The organism is Cnuibacter physcomitrellae, assembly GCF_014640535.1.
Classification (GTDB): domain Bacteria; phylum Actinomycetota; class Actinomycetes; order Actinomycetales; family Microbacteriaceae; genus Cnuibacter; species Cnuibacter physcomitrellae.
Genome location: NZ_BMHD01000001.1, coordinates 708871 through 725587, shown reverse-complemented (window position 1 = coordinate 725587; position 16717 = coordinate 708871). Strand labels below are relative to the sequence as shown.

Annotated in this window: 16 protein-coding genes; all 16 read left to right on the top strand. The window is 70.6% G+C overall.

All coding sequences use genetic code 11. The features are described 5' to 3' along the window. The first annotated feature begins 43 nt into the window (after nt 1–43). The 16 genes from argS to IEX69_RS03405 all read left to right on the top strand — a co-directional run bounded on the left by argS (nt 44) and on the right by IEX69_RS03405 (nt 16680). Nucleotides 44–1696, top strand: coding sequence for an arginine--tRNA ligase (argS, locus tag IEX69_RS03480; RefSeq protein WP_085019735.1), 1653 nt, complete (start codon nt 44–46; stop codon nt 1694–1696). Between the two features lie 7 nt (nt 1697–1703). Continuing rightward, nucleotides 1704–2453 carry an LmeA family phospholipid-binding protein gene (locus IEX69_RS03475; protein WP_085019734.1) on the top strand — a complete coding sequence of 250 codons (750 nt, stop codon included), beginning with the start codon at nt 1704–1706 and terminating at the stop codon, nt 2451–2453. 28 nt (nt 2454–2481) lie between these two features. Beyond that, the gene (gene lysA / locus IEX69_RS03470) at nt 2482–3939 is read left to right on the top strand and encodes a diaminopimelate decarboxylase (protein WP_085019733.1); all 1458 of its coding nucleotides are present in this window, start codon (nt 2482–2484) and stop codon (nt 3937–3939) included. Beyond that, entirely contained in the window at nt 3936–5267 is a 1332-nt protein-coding gene (locus tag IEX69_RS03465; RefSeq protein ID WP_085019732.1) for a homoserine dehydrogenase, read from the top strand. Before lysA ends, IEX69_RS03465 begins: the two co-directional genes overlap by 4 nt. After that, the gene (gene thrC / locus IEX69_RS03460; protein WP_229756218.1) at nt 5267–6373 is read left to right on the top strand and encodes a threonine synthase; all 1107 of its coding nucleotides are present in this window, start codon (nt 5267–5269) and stop codon (nt 6371–6373) included. Before IEX69_RS03465 ends, thrC begins: the two co-directional genes overlap by 1 nt. Beyond that, entirely contained in the window at nt 6370–7308 is a 939-nt protein-coding gene (thrB, locus tag IEX69_RS03455) for a homoserine kinase (protein ID WP_085019731.1), read from the top strand. The genes thrC and thrB overlap by 4 nt, the downstream gene beginning before the upstream one ends. A 147-nt stretch (nt 7309–7455) precedes the next feature. After that, complete coding sequence (rho, locus tag IEX69_RS03450; RefSeq protein ID WP_085019730.1) at nt 7456–9609, top strand: transcription termination factor Rho; 2154 nt, start codon at nt 7456–7458, stop codon at nt 9607–9609. Between the two features lie 3 nt (nt 9610–9612). Continuing rightward, the gene (gene prfA / locus IEX69_RS03445) at nt 9613–10692 is read left to right on the top strand and encodes a peptide chain release factor 1 (RefSeq protein ID WP_085019729.1); all 1080 of its coding nucleotides are present in this window, start codon (nt 9613–9615) and stop codon (nt 10690–10692) included. Beyond that, nucleotides 10689–11591, top strand: a complete 903-nt coding sequence (gene prmC, locus IEX69_RS03440) for a peptide chain release factor N(5)-glutamine methyltransferase (RefSeq protein WP_085019728.1) — start codon at nt 10689–10691, stop codon at nt 11589–11591. The genes prfA and prmC overlap by 4 nt, the downstream gene beginning before the upstream one ends. Nucleotides 11592–11687: 96 nt before the next feature. Further along, entirely contained in the window at nt 11688–12368 is a 681-nt protein-coding gene (locus IEX69_RS03435) for an L-threonylcarbamoyladenylate synthase (protein ID WP_085021450.1), read from the top strand. Next, nucleotides 12368–13558 carry an MraY family glycosyltransferase gene (locus IEX69_RS03430; RefSeq protein ID WP_085019727.1) on the top strand — a complete coding sequence of 397 codons (1191 nt, stop codon included), beginning with the start codon at nt 12368–12370 and terminating at the stop codon, nt 13556–13558. The genes IEX69_RS03435 and IEX69_RS03430 overlap by 1 nt, the downstream gene beginning before the upstream one ends. Then, complete coding sequence (locus IEX69_RS03425) at nt 13555–14025, top strand: Cg1360 family ATP-synthase-associated protein (RefSeq protein ID WP_229756217.1); 471 nt, start codon at nt 13555–13557, stop codon at nt 14023–14025. Before IEX69_RS03430 ends, IEX69_RS03425 begins: the two co-directional genes overlap by 4 nt. A 201-nt stretch (nt 14026–14226) precedes the next feature. Beyond that, nucleotides 14227–15009 (top strand): F0F1 ATP synthase subunit A, encoded by a 783-nt coding sequence (atpB, locus tag IEX69_RS03420; protein WP_174604444.1) that lies wholly within the window; start codon nt 14227–14229, stop codon nt 15007–15009. A 50-nt stretch (nt 15010–15059) separates the two neighbouring features. Beyond that, nucleotides 15060–15290 (top strand): ATP synthase F0 subunit C, encoded by a 231-nt coding sequence (gene atpE, locus IEX69_RS03415; protein WP_085019724.1) that lies wholly within the window; start codon nt 15060–15062, stop codon nt 15288–15290. Between the two features lie 34 nt (nt 15291–15324). Then, nucleotides 15325–15882, top strand: a complete 558-nt coding sequence (locus IEX69_RS03410; RefSeq protein ID WP_085021449.1) for a F0F1 ATP synthase subunit B — start codon at nt 15325–15327, stop codon at nt 15880–15882. A 3-nt stretch (nt 15883–15885) separates the two neighbouring features. Then, complete coding sequence (locus IEX69_RS03405) at nt 15886–16680, top strand: F0F1 ATP synthase subunit delta (protein WP_085019723.1); 795 nt, start codon at nt 15886–15888, stop codon at nt 16678–16680. The last annotated feature ends 37 nt before the right edge of the window (nt 16681–16717 follow it).

Here is a 16717-nt window from a genome sequence, read left to right as displayed (position 1 = left end):
CCTCGCGGAGGATGCCTCATGCCCCGGCCGGTAGGATCGTCGGGTGACACCAGAACAGCTCTCCGCCGCCCTCTTCGCCCTCGTCGCGCCGCGTGCCTCGGCCGCCGGCGTCGACCTCGCGCCGGAGGACGTGACGGTCGAGCGTCCGCGCAGCCGCGAGCACGGAGACTGGGCCACGAACGTCGCCATGAAGCTGGCGAAGCCGCTCGGGACGAACCCGCGCGCCCTGGCCGCCGAGATCGCCCCCGAGCTCGAGGCCGTCGAGGGCATCGAGGCGGTCGAGATCGCCGGACCGGGCTTCATCAACGTGCGGCTGGAGGCGGGCGCCGCCGGATCGATCGCGAAGGCGATCGTCGAGGCGGGCGACGCGTTCGGGCGGGGCGACGCGCTGGCGGGCCACCACGTCAACCTCGAGTTCGTGTCGGCGAACCCCACGGGCCCCCTGCACATCGGCCACACCCGCTGGGCCGCTCTCGGCGACTCCATCGCGCGCATCCTCAGGGCGGCCGGCGCCGAGGTCACCAGCGAGTACTACATCAACGACGCCGGTTCGCAGATGGACGTCTTCGGCCGGTCCGTGCTCGCCGCGGCGAAGGGGGAGCCCACGCCCGAGGGCGGCTACCCGGGCGCGTACGTCCAGGAGCTCGCGGCACGCGTGCTCGAGCGGGTGCCGTCGCTCCTCGACCTGCCCGACGACGAGGCCGTGGTGATCGCCCGCGACCTCGCCTACGAGATCCAGCTCGGCGAGATCCGCGCCTCCCTCGACGCGTTCCACGTGCACTTCGACGTGTGGTTCTCCGAGCGCACCCTGCACACCCCCGACCCGGCGACCGGACGCACCGCGATCGACGACGCCGAGGCGAGGCTCCGCGCCCAGGGCCACGTGTACGAGGCCGACGAGGCCGTCTGGGTGCGGACGACCGACTTCGGCGACGACAAGGACCGCGTCCTCACCCGTGGGAACGGCGTCGTGACCTACTTCGCCGCCGACGCCGCCTACTACCTGAGCAAGAAGGACCGCGGCTTCGCCGAGAAGACGTACCTCCTCGGGGCCGATCACCACGGGTACGTCGGGCGTCTGAAGGCCCTCGCCGCGGCGGCGGGCGACGACCCCGACGACCTGACCGTGCTCATCGGCCAGCTGGTCAACCTCAACGGCGCGAAGCTCTCCAAGCGCGCCGGCAACATCATCGAGCTCGACGACCTCCTGCAGTGGCTCGGCGCCGACGCGCTGCGCTACTGGCTCGCTCGCTACCCCGCCGACTCGCCGCTCTCGCTCGACGGCGAGAAGCTGCGCTCGCGCACCAACGACAACCCCGTGTTCTACGTGCAGTACGCCCACGCGCGCACCGCGTCGGTGGCGCGCAACGCGGCCGACGCCGGGGTGACGCGGGAGGTCTTCGCGCCTGAGCTGCTCACGCATCCCACCGAGACCGCGCTCATCGGCGCGCTCCAGGAGTACCCGCGGGTCGTCGCCTACGCGGCGGAGCTGCGCGAGCCGCACCGCGTGGCCCGCTACCTCGAGGACCTCGCCGGCCACTACCACCGTTGGTACGACGCCTGCCGCGTGCTGCCCTTCGGCGACGAGCCGATCTCCGACGTGCACCGCACGCGACTGTGGCTGAACGACGCCGTGGGACAGGTCATCCGCAACGGCCTCGATCTCATCGGGGTCTCCGCGCCCGACCGGATGTGAGGCGACGATGACGACGCAGGACGCTCCGCGCCGACGCAGGCTGACCTGGCTCTGGTGGCTGATCGGCATCGTCGTCGTGCTCGGCGTCCTCGTCGTCGTGGCCGACATCGCCGGCCGTGCCTACGCCGAGGGCCGGGTGGCCGACGAGATCGAGTCGCGCCTCCCCGCCGGGGTCGAGGGCGATGTCGACGTCACGATCGGCGGCGGGAGCTTCCTCGCCCAGCTGGCGAGCGGCCGGATCGACCAGGTCGACCTGGATGCGCCCTCCCTGGTCGCGAACGGCGTGCCCTTCTCGGCGCACGTCACCGCCACGGGCGTCCCCACCGACCTGACGAGGCCCGTCGAGCACGCGACCGGCACCTTCGCCCTCGACCAGGCGGCGGTCGACTCCGTCGTGACGCTGCCCGAGGGCGCCTCGCTCCAGCTCGGCGACGGCACCGTGTCCTACGACCAGACGGGCGAGTTCCTCGGCATCCAGCTCGGCTACACCGTGACCGGCGAGGTGACGGCGCAGGGCACGAGCGTGCGCATCGAGCCCACCGGCGCCGAGCTGACCCAGGGGTCCAACGCCCTCGACGTCAGCGGCCTGCTCGACCGGGTGATCGGGTCGGCGGTGACGGTCTGCGTCGCGCAGTACCTGCCGCAGGGCGTCTCCCTCCAGACCCTCGAGGTGACGCCGGGGCAGGCGTCCGTGGTCGCCACGCTCGACGACTTCGTGCTCGACGAGTCCACCCTCTCCACCCTCGGCACCTGCTGACCGCCCCCTTCGCTAGGATCACGACGTCATGACCGCCTCCCCGCTCGCTCCTGCCTGGCTCGAGCATCCGGCCGACCCGAACCACCTCCCCTCCCGCGTGTGGCCGCGTTCCGCGAGCCGCGACGACCGGGGAGCGCTCGTCGTCGGAGGTGTTCCCGCCGACACGCTCGCCGAACGCTTCGGCACTCCGCTGTACGTGGTCGACGAGGGCGAGGCGCGCGCCCGCGCCCGGCAGGTCCTCGACGCGTTCGGCTCCGCGTTCGAGGCGATCGGCACTCGAGCGAAGGTGTACTACGCGGGCAAGGCGTTCCTCACCGGAACGGTCGCGCGCTGGATGTCCGACGAGGGCCTGGCCATCGACGCCTGCTCCGGCGGGGAGCTCGAGGTCGCGCTGCGGGCGGGGGTCGAGCCGGCGAGGATCGGGCTGCACGGCAACAACAAGTCCCTCGCGGAGATCGATCGAGCGGTGGAGGCCGGCATCGGCGCCATCGTCATCGACAGCGCGATCGAGATCGAGCGGATCGCGGCCGCCGCCGAGCGCCGCGGCCGCGTCCAGCCCGTCCGGCTTCGGGTGAACAGCGGAGTCCACGCGCACACGCACGACTTCCTCGCCACGGCGCACGAGGACCAGAAGTTCGGCGTGAGGCTCGATCAGGCCGCCGAGTTCGTAGCGCGCATCCGGTCGTTCGACTCGCTGTCCTTCCTGGGCTTCCACTGCCACATCGGCTCGCAGATCTTCGACTCCGGCGGGTTCGCGGAGTCGGCGGCGCGGCTCCTCGAGGCCCACGCGGCGGCGCTCGAGGGCGGTCCTGTGCCCGAGCTCAACCTGGGCGGCGGCTTCGGTATCGCCTACACGTCCGCCGACGACCCCGCCCCGATCGACGAGCTGGCGCGCACCATCGCCGACGCGGTGGCCGGCGAGTGCTCGCGCCTGGGCGTCCCCGTGCCGGTCGTCGCCTTCGAGCCCGGACGCTCGATCATCGGCACCGCCGGCGTGACGCTCTACACCGTGGGCACGGTCAAGGACGTCCTGGTGCAGGTGCCGGGGGAGCGCCCCGAGTCGCCGTCCTCCGAGCACGTGCGGCGGTACGTCAGCGTGGACGGCGGGATGAGCGACAACGCCAGACCCGCCCTGTACGGCGCCGAGTACTCGGCGAGGATCGCCTCGCGGGAGTCCGCCGCCGACGCCGCCCTCGTGCGGGTGGCGGGCAAGCACTGCGAGAGCGGCGACATCGTGGTCGACGCCGAGTACCTGCCGGGCGACGTGGGCCCTGGCGACCTCCTCGCCGTGCCGGCCACCGGCGCCTACTGCTGGTCGCTCTCGAGCAACTACAACCATCTCGGCCGCCCGCCGGTGGTGGCGGTGTCCGAGGGCGCCGCGACGATGATCGTCCGCGGCGAGACGATCGACGACCTGCTCGCGCGCGACCTCGCCTTCGCCCCGCAGACCGACCAGAACGACCCGACCGAGGAGACCGACCGATGATCGAGTACCGCAACCTGCGCGTGGCCCTGCTGGGTGCGGGCTCGGTGGGCTCGCAGGTGGCGCGGCTCCTCCTCGAGAACCGCGACGAGCTGGCTCAGCGCATCGGCGCGGGGATCGAGCTGGCCGGCATCGCCGTCCGGAACGTCGACGCGCCCCGCGACGTCGACATCCCCCGGGAGCTGTTCACCACCGATGCCCTGGGCCTCATCGAGTCCGCCGACATCGTGGTCGAGCTGATGGGCGGGATCGAGCCCGCTCGCGAGTACATCCTCGCCGCGATCACCTCCGGCGCCGACGTCGTCACCGGCAACAAGGCGCTGCTGGCCACCCACGGCCCCGAGCTGTTCACGGCGGCCGAGCGGGTCGGAGCCCAGCTCTACTACGAGGCCGCGGCCGGCGGTGCGATCCCGATCATCCGCCCGCTCCGCGAGAGCCTCGCGGGCGATCGGGTGGAGCGCATCCTCGGGATCGTCAACGGCACCACCAACTTCATCCTCGATCGGATGGACACCGACGGCGACACGTTCGAGAACGCTCTCGCCGTCGCCACCGAGCTCGGCTATGCCGAGGCGGACCCGACGGCCGACATCGAGGCGTACGACGCCGCCCAGAAGGCGGCCATCCTCGCCAGCCTCGCGTTCCACACGTCGTTCCCGGTCGAGGCGGTGCACCGCGAGGGCATCACCACGGTCACCGCGGCCCAGGTGGAGTCGGCGCAGAAGGCCGGCTTCGTGGTGAAGCTGCTCGCGATCTGCGAGCGCCACACCGACCCCACGACCGGCGTCGAGGGCGTGACGGCGCGGGTGCATCCGGCGCTCGTCGATCGGCGCCATCCGCTCGCCGCCGTGCACGACGCGAAGAACGCCGTCTTCGTGCAGGCCGAGGCAGCCGGCGACCTCATGTTCTACGGCGCCGGCGCGGGCGGGCTCGAGACGGCCTCGGCCGTCCTCGGCGACCTCGTCTCGGCAGCGCGCCGACACGTGGCAGGGGGGCCGGGTGTCGGGGAGTCGACGCAGGCGAACGTGCCGATCCTCCCGATCGGCACCGTCGTGACCCGGTACCAGATCACGCTCACCGTGGCGGACCGTCCCGGCGTGCTCTCGCAGATCGCCGCGCTCTTCAGCGACCACGGGGTCTCCGTCGAGGCCGTGCAGCAGAGCGTGGCGACCGCCCGTGGCCAGGAGACCGACGCCCGCACCGCTACCCTGGTGATCGTCACCCATGAGGCCCTCGAGTCGGCGCTGGCCGCCACCGTGGAGTCGGTGGCGCGGCACGACGCCGTCGAGCGGGTCGTGTCGGTCCTGAGAGTCGAAGGAGAGACCGCCTAGTGTCCACGAGCAACGAGCGCATCCCGTCCCGCCAGTGGCGAGGGGTGCTGCGCGAGTACGCAGACCGCCTCGACGTCACCGACGCGACGCCGATCGTGACGCTGGGCGAGGGCGGCACGCCCCTCATCCCCGCCCCCGCGCTGTCCGCACGCACCGGTGCGCAGGTCTACGTGAAGTTCGAGGGCATGAACCCGACCGGGTCGTTCAAGGACCGCGGCATGACGATGGCGATCTCCAAGGCGGTCGAGCACGGCGCGAAGGCGGTCATCTGCGCCTCGACCGGCAACACCTCCGCCTCGGCCGCGGCCTACGCGGCGCACGCCGGCATCACCGCCGCGGTGCTCGTGCCCGAGGGCAAGATCGCGATGGGCAAGCTCAGCCAGGCCATCGCCCACAACGGGGCGCTCATCCAGGTGCAGGGCAACTTCGACGACTGCCTCGAGATCGCCCGTGCGCTCTCGGCCGGCTACCCCGTGCACCTCGTGAACTCGGTCAACAACGACCGCATCGAAGGCCAGAAGACGGCCGCGTTCGAGGTGGTGGAGGTCCTGCAGGACGCGCCCGACTTCCACTTCCTCCCCGTCGGCAACGCGGGCAACTACACCGCCTACTCCCGCGGCTACCGCGAGGAGCTCGATCGCGGTGCGACCACGAGGCTGCCCCGGATGTTCGGCTTCCAGGCCTCGGGATCCGCTCCGATCGTGAACGGCGCCCCGGTGCTCCACCCGGAGACCATCGCCAGCGCCATCCGGATCGGCAACCCCGCCTCGTGGGAGCTGGCCCTCGCCGCACGCGAGGCGACCGACGGTTACTTCGGCGCGATCGACGACGACAAGATCCTCGAGGCGCACCGCATCCTCTCCTCCGAGGTGGGGATCTTCGTCGAGCCCGCATCCGCGATCAGCGTGGCCGGCCTGCTCGAGCGCTCCGAGGCGGGAGCGGTGCCGGCCGGCGCCACCGTGGTGCTGACCGTCACGGGCCACGGCCTGAAGGACCCGCAGTGGGCGCTCCGCGGTGCCGACGGGGAGGACGTGAAGCCCACGGTCGTCCCGGTCGACGTGACCGAGGTCGCCGGCGTCCTCGGCCTCGAGAAGAGCGCTTCGTGATCGCGACCGGTCGGACGGTCACCGTCCGGGTCCCCGCCACCACGGCGAACCTCGGTCCCGGCTTCGACACGCTCGGCCTCGCCCTGGCGCTGTACGACGAGCTCACCGTCACGGTGCGGGACCAGCCCGGCGCCTCGGTCGAGGTCCACGGCGTGGGGGAGGGCGAGGTCCCGACCGACGAGACCAACCTCGTCGTCCGCTCGATCGCGCACACCTTCGCCGCGTACGGCCAGGAGATGCCCGGGCTCGACCTGGTGGCGCGCAACGTGATCCCGCACGGACGCGGTCTGGGCTCCTCCGGCGCGGCGATCGCCTCCGGTGTGGTGGCCGCCCAGGCGCTGCTGGAGGGCGTCGTCGAGATCGACGGACTCGGGCTCCTGGCCCGCGCGACCGAGCTCGAGGGCCACCCCGACAACGTCGCTCCCGCCCTCTTCGGCGGCCTCACGATCGCGTGGACCACGCCGGAGGGCCCCCGCTACAAGAAGCTCAACGTGCACCGGGGCGTCTCGCCGCTCGTGCTCGTGCCCGGCCACACCATGTCGACTGCGCTGGCTCGCAGCCTCCAGCCCGAGTCGGTGCCGCACGCCGACGCGATCTTCAACGTCTCGCGGTCCACGCTGCTCATCGCCTCGCTCATCCAGAGCCCGGAGCTGCTGTTCGAGGCGACCGAGGACAAGCTGCACCAGAGCTACCGGGCGAGCGCGATGCCCGAGACGGATGCGCTGATCCGCGCCCTGCGTGCGGCCGGCTACCCGGCCGTGGTCTCGGGCGCCGGCCCCAGCATCCTGGTGCTCTGCAGCGACCCCGCCCAGCGCAAGGGCGCCACGGAGCTGGTCGAGCGGACCGCCGCGACACCCTGGCAGTCGCTCGTCCTCGCCGTGGATATCAAAGGTGCTACAGTGGTCCTGCACCCGGACGACGTGACGCAGCCCTAGCGGCAGCCCGTTCCATCCCGGTCGCATCTCTCAATTCATTCTCCCGCCGCGTGCTGTGACATCGGCCTGTGTTCTACCGTCGATGAATCCGGTACGCGACGTTTCCTGTCCGGCATATCCGACCGGCAGGGGAAGGACGTACTTCCAGTGACAGATCTCACCGAACGCGCCGACCTGTCGACGCTGAAGGTCTCCCAGCTCCAGGCCGTCGCCGCCGAGCTCGGCATCGCCGGCGCGTCGAAGCTCCGCAAGGGCGAGCTGCTCGAGACCATCCGCCGCGTGCAGGCCGAGGGCCTCGAGGCCGCGGACGACCAGGCGGCGGAGCTCCTCGCGGAGGACGCCGCGGTCGCCGCCGATGCGAGCACGGCCGCGAACGCCGCCGAGACCGAGACGCAGAGCACCGACGCCGCCGAGGCGGCCGGTCCGATCGAGGCCGCGGTCGAGGAGGCCGCGCAGCCCGAGGGCGCTCCCGTGGTCGACGGGCCGATCGTCCCCGACGAGCTGCTCCGCAGCGCGCAGCAGACCACCCAGCAGCCCCGCGAGCAGATCGTGATCGACCTGCCCGAGGGCCCCGTGTCGCCGAAGCGGCGCGGTTCGCGTCGCGTCACCAGCGTCGACGGCGGCTACGCGATCGAGCGCTCGACGTCGCGCGTCTCGGCCGGCGGTCACGTCAACGCCGAGACCGGCTCGGGCACCGACCTGGTCCCGCCGGCCGAGACGGCCGAGCGCTCCGACGAGCAGCAGACCGAGGCCGCTGAGCAGCAGCCGGAGAACGGCGAGCAGCAGGAGCGCGGCGAGGGGCGCGGCCGTGGTCGCAACCGCCGCGGGCGCGGTCGCGACAAGGGCGACCGGTCGGCCGATCAGCAGAACGGCAACGGCCAGCAGAACGGCAACGGCCAGCAGAACGGCGGCAACGGGCAGCAGAACGCCGGTCAGCAGGGCGGCGAGCAGCACGAGCGCCAGGAGCAGGGCTCCGAGCCCACCCGCCAGGGCGGCCAGGGCAACCAGGGCAACCAGCAGAAGGACGGCGAGGGCGACCGCTCCGAGCGCAGCCGCAACCGCTACCGCGACCGCAAGCGCCGCGGCGGCCAGGGCGGCGACGACGTCGAGCCCGAGATCGGCGAGGACGACGTCCTCATCCCCGTCGCGGGCATCCTCGACATCCTCGACAACTACGCCTTCGTGCGCACCAGCGGTTACCTGCCGGGCAACAGCGACGTCTACGTCTCGCTCGGCCAGGTGAAGAAGTACAACCTGCGCAAGGGCGACGCCATCGTCGGCTCGATCCGTCAGCCGCGTGAGGGCGACAGCAGCAGCCGCCAGAAGTACAACGCGATCGTGCGCATCGACTCGATCAACGGCCTGCCCGTCGACGAGGCGCAGAACCGCGTCGAGTTCGGCAAGCTCACCCCGCTCTACCCCCAGGAGCGCCTGCGCCTGGAGACCGAGCCCGGCAAGCTGACGCAGCGCATCATCGACCTGGTCGCCCCCATCGGGAAGGGCCAGCGCGGTCTGATCGTGGCGCCGCCCAAGGCGGGCAAGACGATCGTCCTGCAGCAGATCGCGAACGCGATCTCCACGAACAACCCCGAGGTCCACCTCATGGTCGTGCTCGTCGACGAGCGCCCCGAGGAGGTCACCGACATGCAGCGCACGGTCCGCGGCGAGGTCATCGCCTCGACCTTCGACCGTCCCGCCGAGGACCACACGACGGTCGCCGAGCTCGCGATCGAGCGCGCCAAGCGCCTGGTCGAGCTGGGCCACGACGTGGTCGTGCTGCTCGACTCGATCACCCGTCTCGGTCGCGCCTACAACCTCGCGTCGCCGGCGTCCGGTCGCATCCTCTCCGGTGGCGTCGACGCGTCGGCGCTGTACCCGCCGAAGCGCTTCTTCGGTGCGGCGCGCAACATCGAGAACGGCGGATCGCTCACCATCCTCGCCACGGCGCTCGTCGAGACCGGGTCGAAGATGGACGAGGTGATCTTCGAGGAGTTCAAGGGCACCGGCAACAGCGAGCTGCGTCTGTCGCGTCAGCTGGCCGACAAGCGCATCTTCCCGGCGGTCGACGTGAACGCGTCGAGCACCCGCCGCGAGGAGCTGCTCATGGGCGTCGACGAGGTCAAGATCACGTGGAAGCTGCGTCGCGCCCTGGCCGGCGTCGACCCGCAGCAGGCCCTCGAGATCGTGCTCGGCCGTCTCAAGGAGACGTCCTCGAACGTCGAGTTCCTGATGCAGATGCAGAAGTCGATCCCCACGGCGGCCGGCGGCAACCACAACGGTCACGGCCACAAGGACGACTGACCCGTGTTCGACTCGGTCGAAGGGCTGATCGCCGAACACGAGGACCTGCAGCAGCAGCTGGCCGACCCCGAGCTCCACGCCGATGCGGCGCGGGCGAAGAAGGTCAACCGCCGTTACGCGGAGCTCAGTCGCATCGTCGCCGCGCACACCGCGTGGCGGCAGGCGTCCGACGACCTCGAGGCCGCTCAGGAGCTCGCCAGGGACGACTCGGCGTTCGCCGAGGAGATACCGGCCCTGCAGGAGCAGCTGTCGGAGTCCGAGGAGCGCCTGCGCCGTCTGCTGATCCCGCGCGATCCCGACGACGGACGCGACGTCATCATGGAGATCAAGGCCGGTGAGGGCGGCGCGGAGAGCATGCTCTTCGCGGCCGACCTCCTGCGCATGTACCTCCACTACGCCGCGTCGAAGGGCTGGAAGACCGAGCTCCTCGAGCGCACCGAGAGCGATCTGGGCGGCTACAAGGACGTCCAGGTGGCCATCAAGGGGTCCTCGACCGACCCCTCCGAGGGTGTTTGGGCGCACCTGAAGTACGAGGGCGGCGTGCACCGGGTGCAGCGCGTGCCGGCCACCGAGTCGCAGGGTCGCATCCACACCTCCGCCGCCGGAGTCCTCGTCTTCCCCGAGGTCGACGAGCCGGAGGAGGTCGACATCAATCAGAACGACCTCAAGATCGACGTCTTCCGATCGAGCGGCCCCGGTGGTCAGTCGGTCAACACCACCGACTCCGCCGTGCGCATCACGCACCTGCCGAGCGGCATCGTCGTGTCGATGCAGAACGAGAAGAGCCAGCTGCAGAACCGCGAGGCGGCGATGCGCGTGCTCCGCGCCCGGCTCCTCGCCAAGCAGCAGGAGGAGCTCGACGCGGAGGCGTCGGCGGCCCGCAAGAGCCAGATCCGCACGGTCGACCGCTCCGAGCGCATCCGGACATACAACTTCCCGGAGAACCGCATCGCGGATCACCGCACCGGATACAAGGCGTACAACCTGGATGCGGTCATGGACGGTGCTCTCGAGCCGCTGATCCAGTCGGCGATCACCGCCGACGAGGAGAGCCGCCTGGCCGCGGTGGGCACCGAGTCGTGAGCGCTCTCGTCGAGCAGGGCACCGCGGCCGACCGGCCGGTGACCGTACGGACCCTCGTGGAGCGCTCGGCGCGCATCCTCGAGGCCGCGCGGGTACCCGATCCCCGGGTCGACGCGGAGCTCCTGGTCGGCCACGTGCTCGACGCCTCGCGCGGGCGGGTGCAGTCGCTGTCGGTCACGGATGCGCCGGTGTCGGCCGAGGAGGCCGTCGCGATCGCCGAGGTGGTCGAGCGTCGCGCGGCTCGCGAGCCGCTTCAGCACATCCTCGGCGTGGCCTGGTTCCGCACGCTCGAGCTGTCCGTGGGCCCCGGCGTCTTCGTCCCGCGCCCCGAGACCGAGTCCGTGGCGCAGATCGCGATCGACGCGGTGCGCGCGGTCGTCCCGGCCGACCGACCGCCCCTCGCCGTCGACCTCGGGACGGGAAGCGGCGCGCTCGCGCTGTCGATCGCCTCCGAGGTCCCGCACGCCGAGGTGGTCGGGGTAGAGAACTCGCCGCGGGCGTTCGTCTGGGCGAAGGAGAACCTCGCCAGGACCGGCGTGCAGAACGCACGACTGGTCTTCGCCGATCTCGCGGACGCTCTGCCCGACCTCGACGGTCGTGTCGACGTCGTCGTCTCGAACCCGCCGTACGTCCCGATCGGCGCGATCCCGCGCGATCCCGAGGTGCGGCTCTTCGACCCCGAGGCCGCGCTCTACGGCGGACAGGACGGTCTCGACGTGGTCCGTCGCGTCTCGGCCACAGCGCGCAGACTCCTCCGCGAGGGCGGGACGGTCGTGATCGAGCACGGCGAGCTGCAGGGCGAGTCGATCCGCGCGCTCCTCACCGCCGACGGCTTCCGGGCCGCGTCGACACAGCGCGATCTCACCGGACGCGACCGCACCACGACCGCACTGCGCTGACCAGGACCGAGCGCTGACCACGACCGCCCTGTGCTGACCGCATCCGGGGCGAGCCGCCGGATGCCCCCAGGGGGCGTGGATATCATGAGGGACGACATGGCACAGACGTACGACTGCGCGGTTCCCGCCGACCTGCTGACCGGGATGCGCCTCGCGCGAGCCGCGCTCGGGCGAGGCGAGCTCGTCGTCCTCCCCACCGACACCGTCTACGGCGTCGCCGCCGACGCGTTCGACCCGCGCGCGGTCCAGCGCCTGCTCGACGCCAAGGGTCGCACCAGGCAGTCCCCGCCGCCGGTCCTCATCCCGGGCGTCGCCACCCTGGAGGCGCTCGCCACCGGGATCCCCGACGTCGCGCGAGAGCTGGTCGAGCGCTTCTGGCCGGGCGGCCTCACCGTGATCCTCACCGCGACGCCGTCGCTGGCGTGGGATCTGGGGGAGACCCACGGCACGGTCGCCCTCCGCATGCCCGACGACTCGATCGCCCTCGAGCTCCTCGCCGAGACGGGTCCGCTCGCCGTGTCGAGCGCCAACCTCACCGGACGGCCGCCGGCGCCCACCGCGGCCGACGCGGTCGGGATGCTCGGCGACAGCGTCGCCGTCTACCTCGACGGGGGAGTGCGCCCGGATCCCTCACGCGAGCGGGAGGGCGAGGAGCCGTCGTCGACGATCGTCGACCTCACCACGCCTGACGTCGTCCGCATCGTGCGCCAGGGTGCGATCTCCCGGGCGCGGATCGAGGAGGTCGTGGGCGACCGTCTGGCGCCTGGGCCGGCCTGATGCGGTTCTACCTCCTCGTCGCCCTCGTCTCCGCGATCGTCACCTTCGGGCTCGCGTGGCTGATCTACAAGCTGAGCATCCGCTACCGTCTGTACCCCAAGATCCGCGAACGCGACGTGCACACGCGCCCGACGCCGCGCCTGGGCGGCATCGCGATGTTCCTCGGGCTCCTCGGCGGCATCGCCGTAGCGTCGCAGATCAGCTGGTTCCGGTTGGTCTTCGCCGAGCCCGGGCAGCTGTACGCCATCCTCGGTTCGGCGCTGATCATCGTGGTGATCGGCGTCGCCGACGACATCTACGATCTGTCCTGGTTCACCAAGCTCGCCGGCCAGATCCTCGCGGCGGGTCTGCTCGCCTGGCAGGGCGTGCAGATCGTCTCGCTGCCGATCGGCGGCATCACCGTCGGATCGAGCACGATGTCGCTCTTCATCACGATCGTCGCGGTGGTGCTCGTCATGAACGCCGTCAACTTCATCGACGGTCTCGACGGCCTGGTGGCCGGCGTCGCGCTCATCGCCAACGGCGTCTTCTTCCTCTACAGCTACCTGCTGGCGCAGGAGACCTCGCCGACCGACTACTTCAACCTCGCCTCGATGGTGACCGCGGTGCTGATCGGCGCCTGCGCCGGCTTCCTGCCGCTGAACTTCCGGCCGGCCAAGCTCTTCATGGGCGACTCCGGCGCGATGCTCGTCGGCCTCCTCATGGCCACGAGCGCGATCTCGGTCACCGGTCAGATCGATCCTGCGACGATCGGCCGCTCGCAGCTGCTCCCGGCCTTCCTGCCGATCCTCCTGCCCTTCGCGATCCTCGTCATCCCGCTCCTCGACTTCACCCTCGCCGTGGCGAGGCGACTGCGCGCGGGGAAGAGCCCCTTCGCCGCCGATCGCAAGCACCTCCACCACCGCCTGCTCGACATGGGGCACTCCCACCTGCGGGCCGTGCTCATCTTCTACTCGTGGACCGCGGTCATCTCGTTCGGCTGCCTCCTGCTGTTCGTGGTGCAGCCGTACTGGGTCGCCTTCATCTTCCTGGGGCTGGGGCTCGTCGTCTGCGCCGTCGTCACCCTGCTCCCGCTCAGCTCGCGCTACCGTCGACGTGTGGCCGTGAGCCATGCCGGCCAGTCCGGAGCCGTCTCCCTGCCTGAACCGCCGCTGGCGGCGAACCCCGACCCCGAGGAGTCCCCATCGTGACCGAACCGCAGCCACGAGGCAACTACCCGACGCCGTCCTCGAACCCGGTGTTCGCGACGATCCTGCGCTGGAACGCCGTCCTCGCCGCGGCGATCGCGGTCGTCGGGGGAGTCGTCGGCCTCCTCGTCGTGGGATGGCCGGGCGTGTGGAGCGCGCTCCTCGGTGCGGTCATCACCCTGGTCTTCCTCGGCGTGACGGCGGCGAGCATCCTGATCGCCAACCGCTACACGGCCTCGCCGATCTACACGACCCTGTTCTTCGTCATCGTCCTGGGCTCGTGGATGGTGAAGTTCGTGCTGTTCATCGTCCTGGTGCTGATCCTGCGCGCACAGTCCTGGCTCGACCCGACGGTGCTGTTCTTCTGCATCGTGGCGGGGGTCGTCGGGTCGCTCGCCATCGACGTGGTCGTGGTGGCTCGCAGCCGGATGCCCTACGTGTCGGACGCGCGGCCGGATCGGCGCGGTTGAGCTGTATACACCGACTGCACAATTCGTCAGAGCGGCCTATGACTTGATAGGCTGTACTCATCTGTTCCGCCGTCCAGCAGCGCCTGCGCTCGGAGATGGCCCAGTACCCCCACCATTCGTCGCCGCGAGAGCCATCGCTGGTTCCACGCCCCGAAACAGGAGATAGCGCTGATAGCTAACGCTGTGAACCTGCTCGTTCCCATGGAGACCTCCGATGATGGTGGCTTCCACGCTCCGTCGATCGGCGAGTTCTTCCCCCCGGCGATCTTCTTCGAGGGCACCCCCTTCGAGATCACCCGGATCATCCTCATCCGCTTCCTTGCGGCCGCGGTGCTGATCCTGCTCTTCTGGATCGGTACACGGCGGATGCGCGTCGTTCCCGGCCGCTTCCAGAGCGTGATCGAGATGGGCCTCGACTTCGCCCGGGTGAACATCGCGGAGGACCTCCTCGGCAAGAAGGACGGTCGGCGCTTCCTGCCGCTGATCACCACCATGTTCTTCACGGTGCTGTTCTTCAACATCACCGGGATCATCCCGTTCCTGAACATCTCGGCGAACGCCACGATCGCCATGCCGATGGTGTTGGCCATCGTGGCCTGGCTCGCCTTCATGTACGCCGGCATCAAGAAGCACCCGGGGGCGTTCTTCAAGAACGCGCTGTTCCCGCCGGGCGTGCCCTGGCCGCTCTACATCATCGTCACGCCGATCGAGTTCGTGTCGACGTTCATCCTCCGCCCGGTCACGCTGACCCTGCGACTCCTGATGAACATGGTCGTCGGCCACCTCCTGCTGGTGCTCTTCTTCTCCGCGACCTGGTTCTTCTTCTTCAACGCGGGTGGCCTGTGGTCGCTGTTCGGCGTCGGCACGCTGGCATTCGGCTTCGTCTTCACCCTGTTCGAGATCCTGGTCGCGGTGCTCCAGGCCTACGTCTTCGCTCTTCTCACCACGGTCTACATCCAGCTCGCGCTGGCTGACGAACACTAGAACGGCTCGGGCACCCGCTCGATCCGCCATCACGGAAGGAAACACACAACGTGGATGCAACCCTCCTCGCAGAGGTCAACGGCAACCTCGCCACCGTCGGCTACGGCCTCGCGGCCATCGGTCCCGCCATCGGCGTGGGCATCGTCGTCGGCAAGACCATCGAGGGCGTCGCCCGTCAGCCCGAGCTGGCCGGCCGCCTCCAGGTCCTGATGTACATCGGTATCGCGTTCACCGAGGCCCTGGCCTTCATCGGTATCGCCACCGGCTTCATCTTCACCTGATCCTGTCTTCTCTTCACTCCCGGAAGGAGGCATGATGCTCCACGCAGTCATCGCTGCGGGGGAGGCGGAAGTTCAGAATCCGCTGATCCCCCAGGTGTACGACATCGTCTGGTCGCTGGTGTGCTTCATCGTCATCCTGGTGTTCTTCTGGTGGAAGGTCCTTCCCCGCATGAAGAAGCTCCTCGACGAGCGAGGCGCGGCGATCGAGGGCAACATCGCGAAGGCCGACGAGGCCCAGCGCGAGGCCGAGGCCGCGCTCGAGCAGTACACCGCTCAGCTGGCCGAGGCGCGCGTCGAGGCGTCGCGCATCCGCGAGCAGGCACGCACCGACGCCCAGCGCATCGGCTCGGAGATCACCGCGAACGCGCAGGCCGAGGCCGAGCGCGTGAAGGCGAACGCCCAGGTCGCGATCGAGGCCGAGCGCCAGGCGGCGTTCACCTCGCTGCGCACCGAGGTGGGCACCCTGGCGATCGACCTCGCGTCGAACGTCGTTGGGGAGACCCTCACCGACGACCAGAAGGCCACCGCCCTCGTCGACCGCTTCCTGGCCGACCTCGAGGCATCCGAGTCCGGCAAGGCAGGGAAGAACTAGCACATGGGAAGCGCGACCAGAGTTGCCCTCGAGGAGGCTGAGGCCCGCCTGGCGAGCCTCGCCTCGGGGGTCGATCTGGCCACGGGAGAAGAGCTCTTCGCCGCTGGCCGGGTCATCGGCGATTCCGCACAGCTCCGAGGAGCCCTCTCCGACCCCGCCATCGACGGCTCTGCGAAGACCGCGCTGGTGAGGCGGCTGTTCGGCGGGTTCGGTTCGAGCTCGCTCGAGCTGCTCTCGACGATCGTCTCCAGCAGGTGGTCCACGCAGAGCGAGTTCCTCGGCGGCATCGAGGAGATCGGCATCCGTGCCGTCGCCGCGTCCGCGCCGTCGTCCGCGGCCATCGACGCCGAGCTCTTCGAGTTCGGCCGCGCGGTCGCGAGCGACGCGGGGCTCGAGCTGGCGCTCGGCAGCAAGCTCGGCGCCACCGATCAGAAGCTCGCGCTCGTCGATCGACTGCTCCGGGGCAAGGCCTCCGAGCAGACCGTCGCCATCGTGCGTCAGCTCATCGGATCGCCCCGCGGTCGACGGGTGGGGGAGTTGCTCCGCTACGCCTCGACCGTCGTCGCCGACCAGGCCGGTTCGCTGGTGGCCACGGTCAGCAGCGCGGTCCCGTTGTCGGAGGCCCAGCTCTCGCGCCTCGAAGGCGTCCTCGCGAGCCAGTACGGCCGCCCCGTCCGGAGCAACGCCGTCGTCGACCCCAGGGTCATCGGGGGAATCCGCATCCGGATCGGCGATGATGTCATCGACGGCAGCGTCGCCACGCGGCTCAACGATCTCAGACTCCAGCTCGCCGGCTAGGCGCGCACACGAACGCATTGGGGCTCACGGCCCCGCA

Excerpts from the sequence above, each read along its gene's own strand:
- IEX69_RS03475 (WP_085019734.1), top strand. The coding sequence starts at position 1,704 with ATGACGACGCAGGACGCTCCGCGCCGACGCAGGCTGACCTGGCTCTGG.
- lysA (WP_085019733.1), top strand. The coding sequence starts at position 2,482 with ATGACCGCCTCCCCGCTCGCTCCTGCCTGGCTCGAGCATCCGGCCGAC.
- IEX69_RS03465 (WP_085019732.1), top strand. The coding sequence starts at position 3,936 with ATGATCGAGTACCGCAACCTGCGCGTGGCCCTGCTGGGTGCGGGCTCG.
- IEX69_RS03435 (WP_085021450.1), top strand. The coding sequence starts at position 11,688 with ATGGCACAGACGTACGACTGCGCGGTTCCCGCCGACCTGCTGACCGGG.
- IEX69_RS03430 (WP_085019727.1), top strand. The coding sequence starts at position 12,368 with ATGCGGTTCTACCTCCTCGTCGCCCTCGTCTCCGCGATCGTCACCTTC.
- atpB (WP_174604444.1), top strand. The coding sequence starts at position 14,227 with ATGGAGACCTCCGATGATGGTGGCTTCCACGCTCCGTCGATCGGCGAG.
- IEX69_RS03410 (WP_085021449.1), top strand. The coding sequence starts at position 15,325 with ATGCTCCACGCAGTCATCGCTGCGGGGGAGGCGGAAGTTCAGAATCCG.
- IEX69_RS03405 (WP_085019723.1), top strand. The coding sequence starts at position 15,886 with ATGGGAAGCGCGACCAGAGTTGCCCTCGAGGAGGCTGAGGCCCGCCTG.